This window comes from Niallia sp. FSL R7-0271 (assembly GCF_038005785.1).
Taxonomy (GTDB): domain Bacteria; phylum Bacillota; class Bacilli; order Bacillales; family Cytobacillaceae; genus Niallia.
In genome coordinates this window covers 1,434,991-1,451,925 of record NZ_JBBOTZ010000001.1, presented here as the reverse complement: position 1 = coordinate 1,451,925, position 16,935 = coordinate 1,434,991, and the positions used below count along the sequence as shown (strand labels likewise).

Sequence of the window (16,935 nt, the reverse complement as noted above, 5' to 3'; positions counted from 1 at the left end):
ATGTTACTTTAGCTTTTTCTTATATAAGTAGAAAAACATCCACATTCCTTGTATGCGCAAAAACAGTGAGGGTAGGCTTACAATGTTCCCTTTATATCTTATAGGAAACTAGACTGCATAAGCAACCAAAAATACAAATAGCTTATAATAAAGCGAAAAACCCCCTAATAATAGAGGGTTCTTTAGTTTAGACAAAGCCCTAACCAATCATTCAGGCATATAAAACAGGGTCTTTTACGCACCCTCTTGCCCAGAAGCTTTAACGCTACCTTATTACTGGAATAAGATGAGAAAGCACTGGCTACCCGAGAGGTTACGAAATCTTAATTGAATTCATCTCTGGCATGCAACCATTAAAGTCTGCATTATATCTTCCTTAGCGATAGAAAGAGTGAAAAAGGCTTTGGTAAATTCAAATTCGCTTCCCTTTTTGGCAGCAAACTTTCTATTATACCTCTAGAATTTCTTTTTCTTTCTCTTTTGTCAATGCATCCACTTTTGTAATGTAATCATCTGTAAGCTTTTGAATATCATCACTGTAACCACGCAAAGCATCTTCTGTGATTTCACCGTTCTTTTCAAGCTTTTTCAAATCGTCATTCCCATCTCTGCGGATGTTACGGATAGCGATTTTCGCTTCTTCTGATTCTTTTTTAACGTTTTTAACCAGTTCCTTACGGCGTTCTTCTGTAAGCATTGGGATAGTCAGGCGAATGATATTACCATCATTCGTTGGGTTTAACCCAATATCTGATTTTAGAATAGCTTTTTCGATTTCACCTAGAATTGATTTATCGTAAGGCTGAATGACAAGCAGTCTTGCTTCCGGCACGCTGATTCCAGCTAGTTGGTTTACTGGTGTTGGCGCTCCGTAGTAATCCACATTGATGCGATCTAGAAGGGCTGCATTAGCTCTTCCTGCACGGATGCTTGCAAGTTCACGTGAATAGCTTTGGATTGCTTTATCCATTCTTTCCTTTGTACTTGAAATGACTTGTTTTGGCATTATTTTTTCCCCCTTACTAATGTTCCGATTTTTTCACCCATAACTGCTCTTTTAATATTGCCTTCTTCCATAATAGAGAATACAATCAGTGGAATATCGTTATCCATACATAGGGATGATGCAGTTGAATCCATGACAGCAAGTCCATCTTTAATCACATCAAAATAAGTCAGCTGATCATACTTAGTTGCGTTTTTATCTACTCTAGGATCTGCAGAGTAAACTCCGTCCACATTGTTTTTAGCCATCAAGATAACTTCTGCTTCAATCTCAGCAGCTCTTAATGCAGCAGTAGTATCTGTGGAGAAGTACGGATTTCCAGTTCCTGCAGCGAAAATAACAACACGTTTTTTCTCTAGGTGGCGAATCGCACGTCTTCTGATGTAAGGTTCAGCTATTTGTCTCATATCAATTGATGTTTGTACACGTGTTTCAATACCTAATTGTTCTAAACTGTCCTGCAAGGCTAATGAGTTCATGATAGTGGCAAGCATTCCCATATAATCGGCATTTGCTCTGTCCATGCCCATTTCCTCACCGATTTTGCCTCTCCAAATATTCCCGCCGCCGACTACAACGGCAGCTTCTACACCTAGTTCAGCAACTTCCTTCACTTGCTCCGCTACATTTTTGATGACAGCAGGATTAATGCCAAAACCAGCTTCGCCAGCTAAAGCTTCCCCGCTTAATTTTAGAACAACACGTTTATATTTTGGATTACTCATGGAAACCTCCGTATGTATTAAATGTCTTTAAAAATAGGGAACACAATGTGCTCCCCTTCTTAAACTTGTCGAAACACCATTCTTTAGCCATTCCATGCTGCTTTTCTTCCAAGATGGAAAAAGCAGTGGTTTTGGAAGAAGAGCGCATCCAATCAACTAACCATTTCATGAATGATACACAATATAAGGAACACAGGAGTGTTCCTATATTGAATCCGACAAATATTATTTTTTGTTAACTTGGTTCATTACTTCTTCAGCAAAGTTATCTTCGCGTTTTTCGATTCCTTCTCCTACTTCGTAGCGAACGAACTCACGCAAAGTTGCACCTTTAGACTCAACGAATTGACGAACCTTTTGGTCTGGGTTTTTAACGAAAGTTTGGTCAAGAACACAAACATCTTCGAAGTATTTGCCAAGGCGGCCTTCTACCATTTTTGCAACGATGTTTTCTGGTTTGCCTTCGTTAAGAGCTTGTTGAGTTAATACTTCTCTTTCGTGTTCCACTTCTTCTTGAGAAACTTGGTCACGAGAAACGTATTTAGGGTTTAGTGCAGCGATATGCATAGCGATATCTTTAGCTGCAGACTCATCAGTAGAGCCTTCTAATACTGTTAGAACACCGATGCGTCCGCCCATGTGAAGGTAAGCACCGAAAGCGTCGCTGTCTGTTTTTGATTTGATTTCAAAACGGCGTAATGAAAGCTTTTCGCCAATCTTAGCAATAGCAGCATTGATGTGAGATTCAACAGTAGTTCCTTCAGTGATGTTTTGAGCTACAGCTTCTTCTACAGTTGCAGGCTTGCTGCTTAGAAGATGTGCTGCAAGTTCTTTAACAAGCACTTGGAAACCTTCGTTTTTAGCAACGAAATCAGTTTCTGAGTTCACTTCAAGAATAACTGCTTCGTTACCTTCTACAGCGATGTAAGTAGTACCTTCTGCAGCGATACGGTCTGCTTTTTTAGCAGCGCTAGCGATACCTTTTTCACGAAGGAAATCGATTGCTTTTTCGATGTCGCCGTTTGTTTCTGTAAGTGCTTTTTTGCAGTCCATCATACCAGCACCTGTTTTTTCACGTAGTTCTTTAACCATTTGAGCTGTTACAGCCATGTTAATTGCCTCCTTGTATTTTCCGTATGTACGTATACTTATTGTTTTTCCATTTATTATTGCTTTTAAGCAATTCTCTTTAAAAAAAGGTGATAAGAGGGCTGCTCTTTATCACCTTTTTCACAAGTCCCTAAACTAGTGTGTCTAGCAAAAGACTACTAGGTTGATAAAGACCATATTGTGATCTCTATGCGCTGTTCGTTTTTCTAGCAGACACAGTTATTTGACTTAAGCAGTTGTTACTTCTTCGCCTTGTTTAGCTTCTAGAATAGCATCTGCCATTTTTGCAGTTAATAGTTTCACAGCACGGATTGCGTCGTCGTTCGCTGGGATAACAACATCAATTTCGTCTGGATCACAGTTTGTATCAACAATTCCAACGATTGGAATATTCAATTTATGCGCTTCTGCAACTGCAATGCGCTCTTTGCGTGGATCAACAATGAATAATGCATCTGGCATTTTTTTCATTTCTTTGATTCCGCCCAAGAATTTTTCCAAGCGCTCAAGCTCTTTGTTCAATTGAACTACTTCTTTTTTAGGAAGTACTTCGAAAGTACCGTCTTCAGACATTCTTTCGATTTCTTTCAAACGAGCAATACGTTTTTGGATTGTTTCAAAGTTAGTTAAAGTTCCACCTAACCAGCGTTGGTTTACATAGTATTGACCAGAACGGATAGCTTCTTCTTTAACTGAATCTTGAGCTTGTTTTTTAGTTCCTACGAAAAGAACAGTTCCGCCGTTACCAGCAAGTTCTTTCACATAGTTGTAAGCTTCTTCAACCTTTCTAACTGTCTTTTGAAGGTCGATGATGTAGATGCCGTTACGCTCCGTGAAAATGTATTTTTTCATTTTTGGGTTCCAACGGCGAGTCTGGTGACCGAAGTGTACACCAGCTTCAAGCAATTGTTTCATTGAGATTACTGACATGTTTGTTCCTCCTAATGGTTTTGTTTTCCTCCGCCTTTATCATTTTTAATCAAAACTGTATAAACAGCACCAATGATTAAATCCAAAAGCGTGTGTATTAACACCGTTTTTTAATATAGCATATGTATGATAGACAATCAAGCTATTCCTGATTATTTTGTCTAAATTTCAGTAAAAGCTCTATTTCTGTCTTACCTTTGTTTAATTTTTTGGCAATCTGTTCAATCGTTTCGCCTTGCTTCTCAAGCTCTATAACTTGTTCAAGCAGGGACATTTCCTTTGGTTCTTGCTCTATTTCTTCTACTATTGAGTCATCTTCAGCAAGAACTTCGCTTTGCGGTAAAATAAGATCCAATAGTTCTTCCACATCATCTGGCTTTATGTTACTGTCATAAGTTTGATAGGATTTGACTGCTGCTGCATAAGGATTCGCCTTTGGCACTGTAAATGAAGCAGGCTCCTCATTCTTGTCCTCTTTTTCTTCGGCAGCTTCTTCCAGGCTTTTTTTCGGCTGTTCATCAAGCTCATGAATTCTTTGCAGGAACAATTCGTTCTCTTCTTTTATTTCCGCAATAAATGTCGAAACGATTTCTTCCATTTCTTCCAAAGCTTTTTCTTGTCGGCTTTCAAATGCAGCCAGTCTGTTTTGTCTAATAAACAACAGCGCAATGCATAACAGCGCCAATATATTTAACGCAATACTAAAAACAAGCAGAAAATTAACCATTTTATTCCCTCAATCTATCCACTATAGTCTATCATATTCCCTTTATACGGGTGATCAGGAAGGGACAGCTCCTCCTGGGTGCGTTTCTTCTTCCCTTTCGGCAAATCTGCGCTCTCCCTGTCTTGTTGGTTGTTATTGGAGACATTCCCCTTTTCTTCCCCTTTAACAACACTTGTCCTTTTTTTCAATTCTTCTTGCAAGGTAGCTTGCAGGGCATGATTATTCATCAATTGCCCTCGTTGGTCCTGCTGCTCCTGGATTTTCCCAGCATCATATGTGCGGGGTAAGGCTACCTGCATTTCAATCGCCTTTAAGCTCATTTCCCTTTCCCACTCCCTTTAAATGACCTTCTCTAATGAGTGTCTTAATTTAAAGATTGCTTTCGAGTGGATTTGTGAAATACGGGAAGTAGATAAATTCATGACTTGTCCAATTTCGGTTAATGTAAGCTCTTCTTTATAAAACAAGCTTAAAACAAGCTGTTCTTTATCGTTTAATGTCTCAATCATGGATGCCATTTCCTTAATTAATTCATCCTTCATTACTTTTTCTTCCGGTATTTCTGTTTTATCATCCCTGATGGCGAATGTCGGGCCTTCTTTTTCATCCGATTCATTAAGCTGCTCATCAATGGAGAGGACATTGGCAAAGAAATGTTCATTCATCGTCGAGTACACTTCTTCTGTCGACAAATCGAGCTCATTGGCAATTTCCTGAACTGTCACATTTCGCATCATTTTCTGCTCGAGCTTTTCAATTGCTGCCTCGATTTTTTTTGTCTTTTCCCGCGTGCCTCGAGAAAGCCAGTCTTCTTTCCTTAAACCATCAATAATGCTTCCTCTAATGCGAAAAGACGCGTATGTGTCAAACTTCAGATCGCGTTTAGGATCAAATCTTTCCAGTGCATCATATAGGCCGATCATTCCTAAACTGTTCAGCTCTTCTCTTGAGACGCTCTTAGGAAGACCTACAGAAATGCGCTGCACATGAAAGCTAACAAGGGGCATATATTTTTTTATCAATGTGTTGCACGCATCTGTATCTCTAGTGGTTATCCACATCTCCCATGCATTTTTCTCCTCTAACGTCGTCTCGCTTGCCATAAACATCCTCCTCAAAACAGCATTTCCATTCCATTTGGTATTATTTCTTTATTTTGAACGCTCTGAGCCATTCCCATACTAAAAACCTTCTTTTAAACAAAAGCTACTACAGCTAAAGTGTAAGAAAGGCTTTTTCTTTCAGGTAATTCCTGACCCGAGCAGACTTTTATGCAAATCATTTATTATTTAAAACAGAATAGTACTTTACTACTCAATAAGATAATTGTACTACTTTAATTTGATAAGCCGCTTATCCTACATTTTTATTAAAACAGTTTTTTAAACTGACGCTGAAAACCCGTTTCTTCAAGTGATTAAACAGCTTTCCACCTATTAAACTTTAACATTGTCGAAATTTCTGCGGAATAGTACATTTAACCTATTTTTGTTGTAAAATTACCTTATGTAAAAAAAAGGATTGAATTTTTCGTTTTATATAGTTCTTTTGAACTATTAATATAATAGTTTATGGTAAACAAAAAAGCCTGCACTCTTTTAAGTGACAGACTTTCCTATTCTTTGGATATTTCTGATAAATCCTTAAATAATATGTGTTCCCTTATTTACAGTACGAATCGCAAGCTCATAGGTAGCAGGATTAAATTCTATCGTTCTTCCGCTGTTGCCGCCTACGTCCTCTCCGTAAATTTTAATATTGAGTGCATTCAGTTCCTTTTTAACTGCCTCTACATTGCGCGGACCGATTCTCATAATATCACTTGTTCCGCTAAACTGGAACATTTGCGCTCCGCCGGCGATTTTCGCCTTTAAGGAAAACTTGCTAGCCCCCAGTTCCCCTAGTCTGTTTACAAGCTCAGGAATCGCAGTATCAGCAAATTTAGCAATATTAACTGGGCCGCTCTTGCTTAGAGAGGAGTCAGGAAGCATTATATGTGCCAAACCTGCAATCGATCTTCTCTCATCATACAAAACAATGCCGACACAGGAGCCAAGCCCGGAAGTACGAATGACATCCGGTGCTTTTACTGTGTTCATATCCGCAATACCGACCTTTATAACAACAGCCTGATCGATCATCATCCAAGCTTCACTCCCAATGATTCAAACAAGGTATGAAAAGAGTCTGGGTCTGGAAGTAAGAAAAAATGACCTTTGACTATTTCAGAAATTGATTTTTCATCTTCATTGAGGGCAGTGTTGATGACGATAGCATAATCGCTCACTTGCGAAAGTTCAATCAGCCCGTAGCTGACAATTGCGCCGACCATATCAATAGCAAGTGCTGGTACTGATGGATATAAAGATAGATTTGTAAAGTCAGAAAGTGCAGATAAATAAGAGCCTGACAGAATATTGCCTAGCTCCTGCAAAGCAGATAATGCTAATTCTTCATATGGAGGTTCAGCTAATTGGACTGTCTCATCACCGATCATATCTCTGATGAAATTCGTCGCTTGTTCAAGCGGCAACATGAAAAACATGCTGCCAGGAGCATCCCCTTCAATTCTAAGGAACACTCCTGCTGCTATATTATCTGATCCGCCTGCCATATCCATCATTTCATCAAATGAAACGATTTCTACATTCGGAACCTTCATATCAATCTTTTTATTAAGAAGCTTTGACAGAGCGGTGGCAGCATTTCCTGCCCCAATATTCCCTATCTCCCGCAAAATGTCGAGATGAAGCGAATTAATCTTGTCTGTAAAGCTCATTAAACTTCACTTCTAGCATATTTTTTTAGTTCTTCTCGATCGAACACTCTTTCAAGGTTAACAAGGATAAGCAAGCGTTTGTCCACTTTCACGACGCCGCTGATATAATCAACTTCCTTGCCTCCTACAACCTCTGGAGCTGGCTCGTAATCGTCTGAATTAACATCAACCACATCATTGGCAGCATCTACAATCAATCCAACTTCCATGTCCTCAATCGCTATGATGATAATTCTTGTTTGATCTGTATGCTCGATTTCTTCTAAATCAAAACGCCTGCGCAGATCAATGATTGGTGTAACAACTCCACGTAAGTTTATAACTCCTTTTACGAATGGAGCAATATTTGGGATTCTCGTAATATGCATGATTTTTTCAATCGATCTTACATCGTTAACAGGAATCGCATACTCTTTTCCCTTCAATTCGAAAATAATCAGTTTTACTTCTGTTGAAACCGATTCTACCATTTCATTTCTTCCTCTCTATCAATCTATCTTTGCATGAATTCTGACGTTATTTAATCAGGGCGTTGCAGTCAACGATCAAGGCTACTTGCCCATCTCCTAGAATAGTTGCACCTGAAATAGCAAATGCATTTGTCAAATAATTACCTAGTGATTTTAAGACGACTTCTTGCTGTCCAATGAAGGAGTCAACAACAAATCCTGCCAGCTTTTCACCTTTTCTCACAATAACAACAGAATAGAACTCCTCTTCTTCCTTCGTAACAGGAACTTCAAAGATATCCTTCAAGAATAGAAGCGGAACTACTTTGCCGCGGAAATCAATTACTGTTTGATTATGTGCTTGCATCACATCGTTCTTATTGACGATTGCTGTTTCAATAATAGATGATAAAGGAATCGCATATTTTTCCTGCTGAATTTCCACAAGCATCACGGAAATGATGGAAAGTGTCAATGGCAGCTGGATAGAGAATAAGGAGCCTTTTCCTTCTTGTGATTCAATTGTGATTGTTCCGCCTAATGATTCAATCGTGCTTTTTACTACATCAAGGCCAACACCGCGGCCAGAGATATCTGAAATTTTATCTGCTGTAGAGAAGCCAGATGCTAAAATAAGTTCTGCAATCTGTGAATCTGTTAAGCTATTAGCCGTTTCTTGCGTGATAATGCCTTTGCTTAATGCTTTTTGCAGGACTTTTTCTTTATTGATGCCGGCACCGTCATCTTCAAGCTCAATGAATACATGGTTTCCACTGTGATAGGCTCTTAGGACTACTGTACCTTCTTCGTTTTTATTGTTCGCTCTTCGAACTTCCGGTGACTCAACACCATGGTCAAGTGCATTTCGGATAAGGTGAACAAGCGGGTCCCCGATTTCATCGATAACCGTTCTGTCTAATTCTGTATCAGCACCGATGATTTCTAGATTGATTTTTTTGTTCAAATCTCTTGCCAGCTGTCTAACCATACGAGGGAAACGGTTAAATACAGTCTCAACCGGTACCATTCGCATGTTTAAGATAATATTTTGAAGGTCGCCGGTAATGCGGGACATTCTTTCCACTGTCTCATGCAGCTCTTGAACTTGCAGATCTTGCGAAATCTGGTCAAGCCTTCCTCTGTCAATCACAAGCTCCTCAAACAAATTCATCAAAATATCGAGACGCTCGATGTTAACTCTGATTGTTTTGCTTGATTGCTTCGCTACAGCAGCAGGTTTTTCCTCTTCTTTTTTCGGAGCTGCACTTGGTGTTACCGCTGCAACCGCTGTTTCCTGAACTGCTGGAGCAGTTTCTGTAACTTCTTCTGCAACTGTTACTTCAGATGCAGCAAATTCTTTAACTACTACTTTTTCAACTTCAGAAACCTTCATAATTTTCGCTTCAATTTGGCTAGGCTCTTCTTTTGAAACAATTGTAACCATGAAAGAGTTCTCAAACTTTTCTTCTTCCAGCTCTTCAACAGGAGGATTAGATTTAATCACTTCACCTAATGATTCTAATGCTTCAAATATCATGAACACCCTAGCTGCTTTCAACAAGCAGCTTGCACTTAGTGACACTTCAATCTCGTAAGCGTTGAAGCCTTGTTCCTTCGATTGCTGCATAACTGTTATCTCAAATTCGTCATAGCTGTTTTGCGTTAATGCTTTTTCTTCCACAACAGCGGCAGCTGCTTCCTCAGCACCTGTCTCAACAAATGCTTCGCCGTTTTCTATTGCTGCGAGCTTCTTTACAACTTCTTCTACGTTTCTTTTTCCGTCGCCACCGCTCGCGATTGATTCCACCATTGCCTCTAAGTCATCAACAGCAAGGAAGATAACATCGAGAACTTCTGGAGAAACAGAAATTTTCTCGTTTCTAATTGCATCAAGCACGTTTTCCATCTGGTGGGTAAGGCTTGCAAGGTCTTCATATCCCATTGTTGCCGACATCCCTTTTAATGTATGGGCAGAACGGAATATTTCATTTACAATTTGTAGGTTTTCTGGATTTTTTTCTAATTCCAGCAATTGCTCATTACATGTTTGCAAATGCTCCTTGCTTTCTTCAATAAATACTTCTAAATACTGACTCATCTCCATATAGTTTACACCCCTTGGCGTTTATACATATTTCATTATTGTTTGTGCGATATTTTCTACATTTTGAATTTCATTTACATAGTTTGTCGCAATGGCTGCCTTTGGCATTCCAAATACGATGGAAGTTTCCTTTGATTCTGCAATCGACTTAACTTTTCCTTTATTGACAAGCTTGATCAGCCCGTTCGTGCCGTCAGAGCCCATACCAGTCATAATAACAGCTAGCTTATGATAGGTTTCGAGTTCACTTGCCGATTCAAACATGACATCAACACTCGGTCTATGACCATTTACAGGTGCCGATTGGTCTAGATGAACGACAAGGCTATTCCCAGAGGATTTCACTTTTAAGTGATATCCACCAGGTGCAATATACGCGACGCCTTTATGAATAGTCTCTCCATGTTCCGCTTCCTTGACTGTTATCTCTGAAAGAGAATTTAAGCGATTGGCAAGTGACTGGGTAAAACCTGCCGGCATATGCTGAACAATCAAGATTGGCGCATTTATATTTGCAGGAAGTTTTGTAATAACATGCTGCAGTGCTCTTGGCCCGCCTGTTGACGTTCCTAAAACAACAAGTTTATTTGCTGCAGCATTCCAGCTCGGATCTGTCGGTTTAATTGGTTTGACTGGCATTACTTCTTTTGGTTCTATTCTACTATAAGTAGGACGATTGATAATAGAACTTTTTTCCTGCACTTGCGGTGGAAGCAACTTAGAGAGCTTCACTTTGCTTGCTGAAATTACCTTCTCAATTAATTCTTCTTTAACCTTATATAAATCAAGAGATATCGCTCCAGAAGGCTTTGCTATAAAATCGATTGCTCCGATTTGCATCGCCTGAATCGTATTCTCTGCTCCTACCTTTGTCGTGCTCGAAAGCATGATGACAGGGACTGGATTTTCCTTCATGATCTGTTCTAATGCACTGATGCCATCCATAATTGGCATTTCGACATCCATCGTGACCACGTCTGGTTTAAGTTCCTTTATTTTCTTTAATGCATCTTGACCATTTCTGGCAGTGCCTACGACCGACATGCGTGAGTCTTCTGTGAGAAAATCGGAAATAAGCTTACGCATAAACGCCGAATCGTCAACAATCAAGATATTAATTTTTCCCACGGCAACTCCACTACCTTTCAAACAGCAGCCTCTTTAATTTCGCCATAAACGGCCTTTTGTTATCTTGAGGATCTGCAAACTGTTGTTTACAATATCTATCGGCTATTTCTGACAAAGCTTTAGAGGCTTGTGAGTTTTCATTAAAAATAATGAATGGAACTTGTTTCCTTACCGCTCTTGCCACATTCTGATCATCAGGAATCGGCCCAAGATTGATAATATCTCTATCTAAAAATCGGCCCATGACATTTTTAAGCTTTTGGTATGTTTCTTTTCCATCAAGTGTGCTAATTGTTCTGTTTACAACTATATAAAAGGGAATATCATCCTTCTGCAAGTGAATAAATTTCATTGCAGCATACGCATCTGTAATAGATGTAGGCTCAGGTGTCGTTATAACAATAACGTCATCAACAGATAGAATGAACTTAAGGCTGTCTGTGCTTATTCCTGCTCCCATATCAAACAGAATATAATCGTATTGACGCATAAGACTTTCGAATTCCTGAAAAAATCTTTCAAGCTGCCTTTCTTCCATGTCAAGAAAATCAGTTAAGCCTGAACCTCCTGCAATAAAATCAATTCCTCCTGCACCGCTATGGATGATATCAGAAAAGGAGGCGTGATTCTTAAAAAAATCGACAATCGTATATCTCGGCTGTGAACCCATTAAAATGTCCACATTTCCCATTCCAATATCCATGTCTATCAATAAGACAGAATAGCCCTTTCTTTTAAGCGATAAGGAAAAATTTAAGGAAAAATTAGATTTCCCTACTCCGCCCTTTCCGCTGACAACGGCTAATGTCTTTTGCTTCTTATCGCTATGAAACTGTTCGAATCTTTTTCTGAGCATTGCCGCCTGATCTGTCATATTAATCGACCTCAATTATCCTTTTTGCAATTTCGCGGGGATTTGCCGGCATAATATCATCTGGAACGTTTTGTCCTGTAGTCAAATATGCCACACCCTTTTTGTATTTAACCACGAGGTTTATCATGGCTCCATATGTTGATGTTTCATCCATTTTCGTAAAAATAAACTGATCGATATGAATCGAGGAAAATTGCTGATAAATTTCTTCCATATCTGACTGTTTTGCGGTTAGTGACAAAACAAGCAATGTTTCCATGTCTCTATTATAATCGACCACTTCTTTCAAATCTTGAACATATTGTTGGTTGCGGAAATTTCTACCAGCTGTATCCACTAATATGACATCACAGTCTGACAGGCTTTGGGCCGCTTTTTCAAAATCTTCTAAGTTGTAACAAACTTCAATTGGGACATTGAGTATATTGGCATATGTTTTCAGTTGGTCTATTGCAGCGATTCTATATGTATCTGTTGTGATGAACCCGATTTTTTTGTTATGTTTCATCATAAATTCCGCTGCCATTTTGGCTAATGTAGTAGTTTTTCCAACACCAGTAGGACCGATGACATTCACAAATTTTTTCGTAAGCGTTAATCCTCCAAATGTGTATTGATTCATCTCTTCATAAAGGAATTCTTGTGCCCAGCTACGCACCTCTTCATCACTGCTGTTTGCTCCAGCTAAATACCATTTTTCCAACAGCTTTGCTGTCAAACTTGATTGAAGATCACTATCTAGGTCTTGTTTCTTTAAGCGATCGATTACTGACTTTAGCTGTTGCGGCAGCTCCATCTGTAGTGCATTACCGCTTTCTGCCATTCTTTGAATATTTTCATTCATTTGGGCAAGCTGTCTTAAGATGTTATCATCTGCAAGAACAGGAGCCTTCACTTTAGGCTCCTCTATTGGACTACGCTCGACTTTTGAAATCAGCTTCGGTGTTGGCATCGGTTTTTCAACTGGTGCCTTTGCTTCTGCCAATTCAGGGTCTATTGCAGCAAGTACTTCTATATTTCTTTTTTTAAACATTCCTAAAAAACCGCCGGTGTGAATGATTTTCGAATGCAATATCACCGCGTCATTACCTAATTCTGCCCGAATTCGCTTCATCGCTTCAGGCATGCTTGCTGCAACATATTTTTTTATTTTCATTCTACCGTCACCACCCCAACACTTTGAACTTCCACATTTGCTTCTAATTCGTTATAAGACAATATTGGAACCTGCGGGAAATATCTTTCTGTCAGCTGACGCACATACATACGCACAGCAGGTGAACACAAAATAATCGGCACTTGTTCCATAATAGATTGCTGCTCTACTTGTGAGGCAACAGCTTCTAAAATAGCTTGAGATATACTTGGATCCAACGCTAAATAATTTCCGTGCTCTGTCTGCTGAATATTGTCTGCTATCAGCTTCTCTACTTTGCCTGAAAGAGTAATTACCTTCAGTGTATCCACATTGCTTGAATACTGATTAGTAATCTGACGGGCTAAAGCCTGTCTTACATATTCAGCCAGCAATTCAGTATCACTAGAAATTTTCCCGTAATCAGCCAATGTTTCAAAAATAACGGGCAAGTTGCGGATTGAAACATTTTCTTTTAATAGTTTAGCCAAAACTTTTTGAATATCACCAATTGATAATGGATTTGGTGTAACTTCTTCTACAAGGATTGGATAAGATTCCTTCACATGATCAACAAGCTGCTTTGTTTCTTGACGTCCTAACAGATCATGAGCATTTGCTTTAATAACTTCTGTAATATGCGTGGAAACAACAGATGGCGGATCAACTACCGTATAGCCGAAAATCTCTGCCTGTTCCTTAACCGTTTCGGTTATCCATTTGGCTGGCAGACCGAATGACGGCTCAACTGTATCAATACCATCAATAGAGTCATCATCCATTCCTGGACTCATTGCTAAGTAATGATCAAGCAGCAGCTCTCCCCTTGCCATTTCATTGCCTTTGATTTTCAGACGGTATTCATTCGGCTGGAGCTGAATATTATCCCTAATGCGCACAACAGGAATAACAAGACCAAGCTCAATTGCCAACTGTCTTCTAATCATTACAACCCGGTCAAGAAGGTCGCCCCCTTGATTGGCATCAGCTAACGGAATTAACCCATAGCCGAATTCGAATTCAATCGGATCTACATTCAATAAGCTGACAACACTTTCTGGACTTTTCAGTTCGTTTGTCTGGACTTCCTCTTCGATTTCCAGCATTTCCTCGAGATCCTGTTTCGGTGCTTTTGATAATGCGTATCCTCCAAAAGCAAGCAATCCAGCAATAGGAATTGTGAGTAGGTCATTAATAGGTGTAATCAAGCCAAGGACAAAAATAGTTCCGCCTGCTACATACAGCATTTTCGGATAAGATAGTAGCTGCTTTGTTAAATCAGAACCTAAGTTGCCGTCAGAAGCTGCTCTTGTTACGACAATCCCTGTTGCAGTTGAAATTAATAAGGCTGGTATTTGGCTGACGATCCCATCCCCGATAGACATGAGCGAGAAGTTTTGCGCTGCATCAGCTATTGGCATATCCAGCTGTGTCATCCCGATGACAATCCCAAAAATTAAGTTGATGAAGACGATGATGATACCGGCAATGGCATCACCTTTAACAAATTTGCTCGCACCATCCATCGAACCGTAGAAATCAGCCTCTCTGCTGACTTTTTCCCTGCGTGTTCTTGCTTCTGACTCGGAAATAAGACCGGCGTTTAAATCGGCATCGATTGCCATTTGCTTACCTGGCATCGCATCAAGAGTAAAACGGGCAGCAACTTCTGATACACGCTCCGACCCTTTTGTGATAACAATAAATTGAATAATAACCAAGATGGCAAAGACGACAAGTCCAACAACCAAGTTTCCGCCGACCACGAAGGTTCCAAACGTATGAACAACTCCGCCAGCTTCCCCAGTGGAAAGGATAGATCTTGTTGTCGATACGTTCAGCCCAAGCCGGAACAGTGTCATTAAAAGCAAGAGCGATGGAAAGATGGAAAACTCCAGCGCTTCGTTCATGTTCATCGTCAATAATAAAATTAATAGTGCTAAAGAAATATTCAGCAAAATCAAGATGCTTAGCAACCATGTAGGGAATGGAATAATGAGCATCGCTATGATTAGTATTACGCTGAATACGACGGTTAAATCTCTACCAGACATATATTTTCGCTCCTAACTAACAACCAAACATCTATATTTAAAGGTCTGACTAAGAATGCTGTTTTTTTGTGCGGTAGACATATGCAAGTATTTCCGCAACTGTTTTAAAAAACTCTTCAGGGACTGTTTCCCCAACATCTACTTGGCTGTACAGTGCTCGTGCTAGAGGCCTGTTTTCCACTGTGATAACCTCATGTTCCTTTGCAATCAGCTTAATTTTCTGAGCCAGAAAATCAACACCTTTAGCAACAACATACGGGGCATCGTATTTATCTTCATCGTATTTTAAACAGATTGCATAATGAGTCGGATTTGTAATAACCACATCGGCATTCGGCACATCCTGCATCATTCGGCGCATTGCCATCTCTCTTTGCCTCTGTTTAATCTTTGATTTGATTAGTGGGTCCCCTTCGATGTTTTTATATTCATCCTTGATGTCCTGCTTTGACATCCGGATGTTTTTTTCATAATCATATTTTTGATATAAATAATCAAAAAGAGCTAAAAATAACAATGCTCCAGAACCGTATAACCCCATTTGAACCGTTAATTTTGCCAAGGTAATTAAGGTAGCCCCGATTGACTTTTGGGAAAGGAGAAGAATTTCCTCCAGCTTGTTCCAAAGAATAGCAAATGTAACAATGCCGATAACAGTAATTTTCAAGATAGATTTAAGCAGTTCGACAATGGATCTTATCGAGAACATTCTTTTTAAGCCTGATAACGGGTTTATTTTTTCGAGCTTAAACTTAATCGGTTCTGTCGTGAAAAGCACGCCAACTTGCAAGTAGTTGGCAATCACACCAGCAACTAATGCAGCTGCCATGATTGGGCTTAAAATTACAGCCGTTTGTATTAGTATCTCAATAAAGACACTTTTAATATTATGTTCTGTCAAATCCATGAGCATAAGATCCTGGAAGGAAAAATTCAGAAGGGAAACTATCCCTTTCATCATCGACCCGCCTACAAAGTTAAGGACAGCAAAGACAGCCAGCAGCACGAGAGCAGTATTTATATCTTGGCTTTTGGCAACCTGACCCTTTTTACGGGTATCCTGCCTTTTTTTCGGTGTGGCCTTTTCTGTTTTTTCACCAGAGAAAAACTGCAAATCCAATCTTAACAGCATGCTACTAACCTCCCATCAAATTCATCATATCCCGCATTGTCGTCAATATCGTCGAAAACAGATTGGAAACAGATGCCATGATAGCACCCATTACAATGATCAGCATAATAAGACCAACCACAATTTTCACCGGCACACCTACAACAAAAATATTTAATTGGGGAACAGTCCTTGCGACTATCCCAAGAGCAACGTCGACTAAAAAGATCGCGCCCACAACTGGGATGGACATTTGGAATGCAATGGCAAACATTAATGCGAGTGTTTTTCCGGCATATTGCATGATGTTTTCATCACCGAAGTTGACCCATGCCTGGTCAAGTGGAATGAATTGATAGCTGTAAAATACACCATCCAAAAGCAAATGATGACCATTAATTGCCAATAAAAAAAAAAGAGCAATAATATTTAAATACTGCCCTGTCAGCGGACTTTGTGTACCGGTTTGCGGATCAACAACATTGGCGATGGCAAATCCCATCTGAAAGTCAATTAATCCCCCGGCAACTTGGACAGCTGAAAATAGCATATATGCTAGAAAACCGATAAACAGTCCGACCATCGCTTCTTTAATAATAAGGAGATAATATGCCCCGTCCACTTCTAATGTTGGGGTTTCCATTCCAAAAAACATCATTAATGAAAGAAAAAATGAAAAACCTACTTTATGACTTGTCGGTATCGTCCGATAAGAAAAGAGAGGGAGCATAAGGAAGAAGGATGTCACCCTTACAACAATCAGCAAAAAAGCCGGGAACTTTGCTAAAAAATCCTCCATAGCT

At 39.6% G+C, this 16,935-nt stretch carries 17 protein-coding genes; all 17 read right to left on the bottom strand.

Going from position 1 to position 16,935, the window contains the following annotated elements; all coding sequences use genetic code 11:
- Positions 1-448: 448 nt before the first annotated feature.
- Positions 449-1,006: a ribosome recycling factor gene (frr, locus tag MKX82_RS07340; RefSeq protein WP_233314371.1), complete on the bottom strand. Its 558-nt coding sequence runs from the start codon at positions 1,004-1,006 to the stop codon at positions 449-451.
- The gene (gene pyrH / locus MKX82_RS07335; RefSeq protein ID WP_233314372.1) at positions 1,006-1,731 is read right to left on the bottom strand and encodes a UMP kinase; all 726 of its coding nucleotides are present in this window, start codon (positions 1,729-1,731) and stop codon (positions 1,006-1,008) included. The genes frr and pyrH overlap by 1 nt, the downstream gene beginning before the upstream one ends.
- A 225-nt stretch (positions 1,732-1,956) precedes the next feature.
- Positions 1,957-2,841: a translation elongation factor Ts gene (tsf, locus tag MKX82_RS07330; protein WP_233314373.1), complete on the bottom strand. Its 885-nt coding sequence runs from the start codon at positions 2,839-2,841 to the stop codon at positions 1,957-1,959.
- A 228-nt stretch (positions 2,842-3,069) separates the two neighbouring features.
- Positions 3,070-3,771 (bottom strand): 30S ribosomal protein S2, encoded by a 702-nt coding sequence (gene rpsB, locus MKX82_RS07325; RefSeq protein WP_233314374.1) that lies wholly within the window; start codon positions 3,769-3,771, stop codon positions 3,070-3,072.
- Positions 3,772-3,913: 142 nt separating this feature from the next.
- Positions 3,914-4,498, bottom strand: coding sequence for a hypothetical protein (locus MKX82_RS07320; RefSeq protein ID WP_341076068.1), 585 nt, complete (start codon positions 4,496-4,498; stop codon positions 3,914-3,916).
- A 14-nt stretch (positions 4,499-4,512) separates the two neighbouring features.
- A complete protein-coding gene (locus MKX82_RS07315; RefSeq protein ID WP_233314376.1) occupies positions 4,513-4,818 on the bottom strand; it encodes a hypothetical protein in 306 nt (101 codons plus the stop codon).
- Between the two features lie 18 nt (positions 4,819-4,836).
- On the bottom strand, positions 4,837-5,601 hold the full coding sequence (locus MKX82_RS07310) for a FliA/WhiG family RNA polymerase sigma factor (protein WP_267913299.1): 765 nt from the start codon (positions 5,599-5,601) through the stop codon (positions 4,837-4,839).
- Between the two features lie 540 nt (positions 5,602-6,141).
- Positions 6,142-6,639 (bottom strand): chemotaxis protein CheD, encoded by a 498-nt coding sequence (locus MKX82_RS07305; RefSeq protein WP_282581430.1) that lies wholly within the window; start codon positions 6,637-6,639, stop codon positions 6,142-6,144.
- Positions 6,639-7,277 carry a chemotaxis protein CheC gene (locus tag MKX82_RS07300; RefSeq protein WP_341076060.1) on the bottom strand — a complete coding sequence of 213 codons (639 nt, stop codon included), beginning with the start codon at positions 7,275-7,277 and terminating at the stop codon, positions 6,639-6,641. The genes MKX82_RS07305 and MKX82_RS07300 overlap by 1 nt, the downstream gene beginning before the upstream one ends.
- On the bottom strand, positions 7,277-7,747 hold the full coding sequence (locus MKX82_RS07295; RefSeq protein ID WP_233314379.1) for a chemotaxis protein CheW: 471 nt from the start codon (positions 7,745-7,747) through the stop codon (positions 7,277-7,279). The genes MKX82_RS07300 and MKX82_RS07295 overlap by 1 nt, the downstream gene beginning before the upstream one ends.
- 46 nt (positions 7,748-7,793) lie before the next feature.
- On the bottom strand, positions 7,794-9,830 hold the full coding sequence (locus MKX82_RS07290) for a chemotaxis protein CheA (RefSeq protein ID WP_233314380.1): 2,037 nt from the start codon (positions 9,828-9,830) through the stop codon (positions 7,794-7,796).
- Positions 9,831-9,851: 21 nt separating this feature from the next.
- The gene (locus MKX82_RS07285; protein WP_282581429.1) at positions 9,852-10,958 is read right to left on the bottom strand and encodes a protein-glutamate methylesterase/protein-glutamine glutaminase; all 1,107 of its coding nucleotides are present in this window, start codon (positions 10,956-10,958) and stop codon (positions 9,852-9,854) included.
- Between the two features lie 10 nt (positions 10,959-10,968).
- Entirely contained in the window at positions 10,969-11,832 is an 864-nt protein-coding gene (locus tag MKX82_RS07280) for a MinD/ParA family protein (protein WP_233314381.1), read from the bottom strand.
- A gap of 1 nt (position 11,833) precedes the next feature.
- Positions 11,834-12,988 (bottom strand): flagellar biosynthesis protein FlhF, encoded by a 1,155-nt coding sequence (gene flhF, locus MKX82_RS07275; protein WP_237941189.1) that lies wholly within the window; start codon positions 12,986-12,988, stop codon positions 11,834-11,836.
- Positions 12,985-15,021 carry a flagellar biosynthesis protein FlhA gene (gene flhA, locus MKX82_RS07270; RefSeq protein ID WP_341076056.1) on the bottom strand — a complete coding sequence of 679 codons (2,037 nt, stop codon included), beginning with the start codon at positions 15,019-15,021 and terminating at the stop codon, positions 12,985-12,987. Before flhA ends, flhF begins: the two co-directional genes overlap by 4 nt.
- A gap of 49 nt (positions 15,022-15,070) precedes the next feature.
- Positions 15,071-16,153 (bottom strand): flagellar biosynthesis protein FlhB, encoded by a 1,083-nt coding sequence (gene flhB, locus MKX82_RS07265; RefSeq protein WP_233314384.1) that lies wholly within the window; start codon positions 16,151-16,153, stop codon positions 15,071-15,073.
- Positions 16,154-16,157: 4 nt separating this feature from the next.
- Positions 16,158-16,931 (bottom strand): flagellar biosynthetic protein FliR, encoded by a 774-nt coding sequence (fliR, locus tag MKX82_RS07260; RefSeq protein WP_233314385.1) that lies wholly within the window; start codon positions 16,929-16,931, stop codon positions 16,158-16,160.
- Between the last annotated feature and the right edge of the window lie 4 nt (positions 16,932-16,935).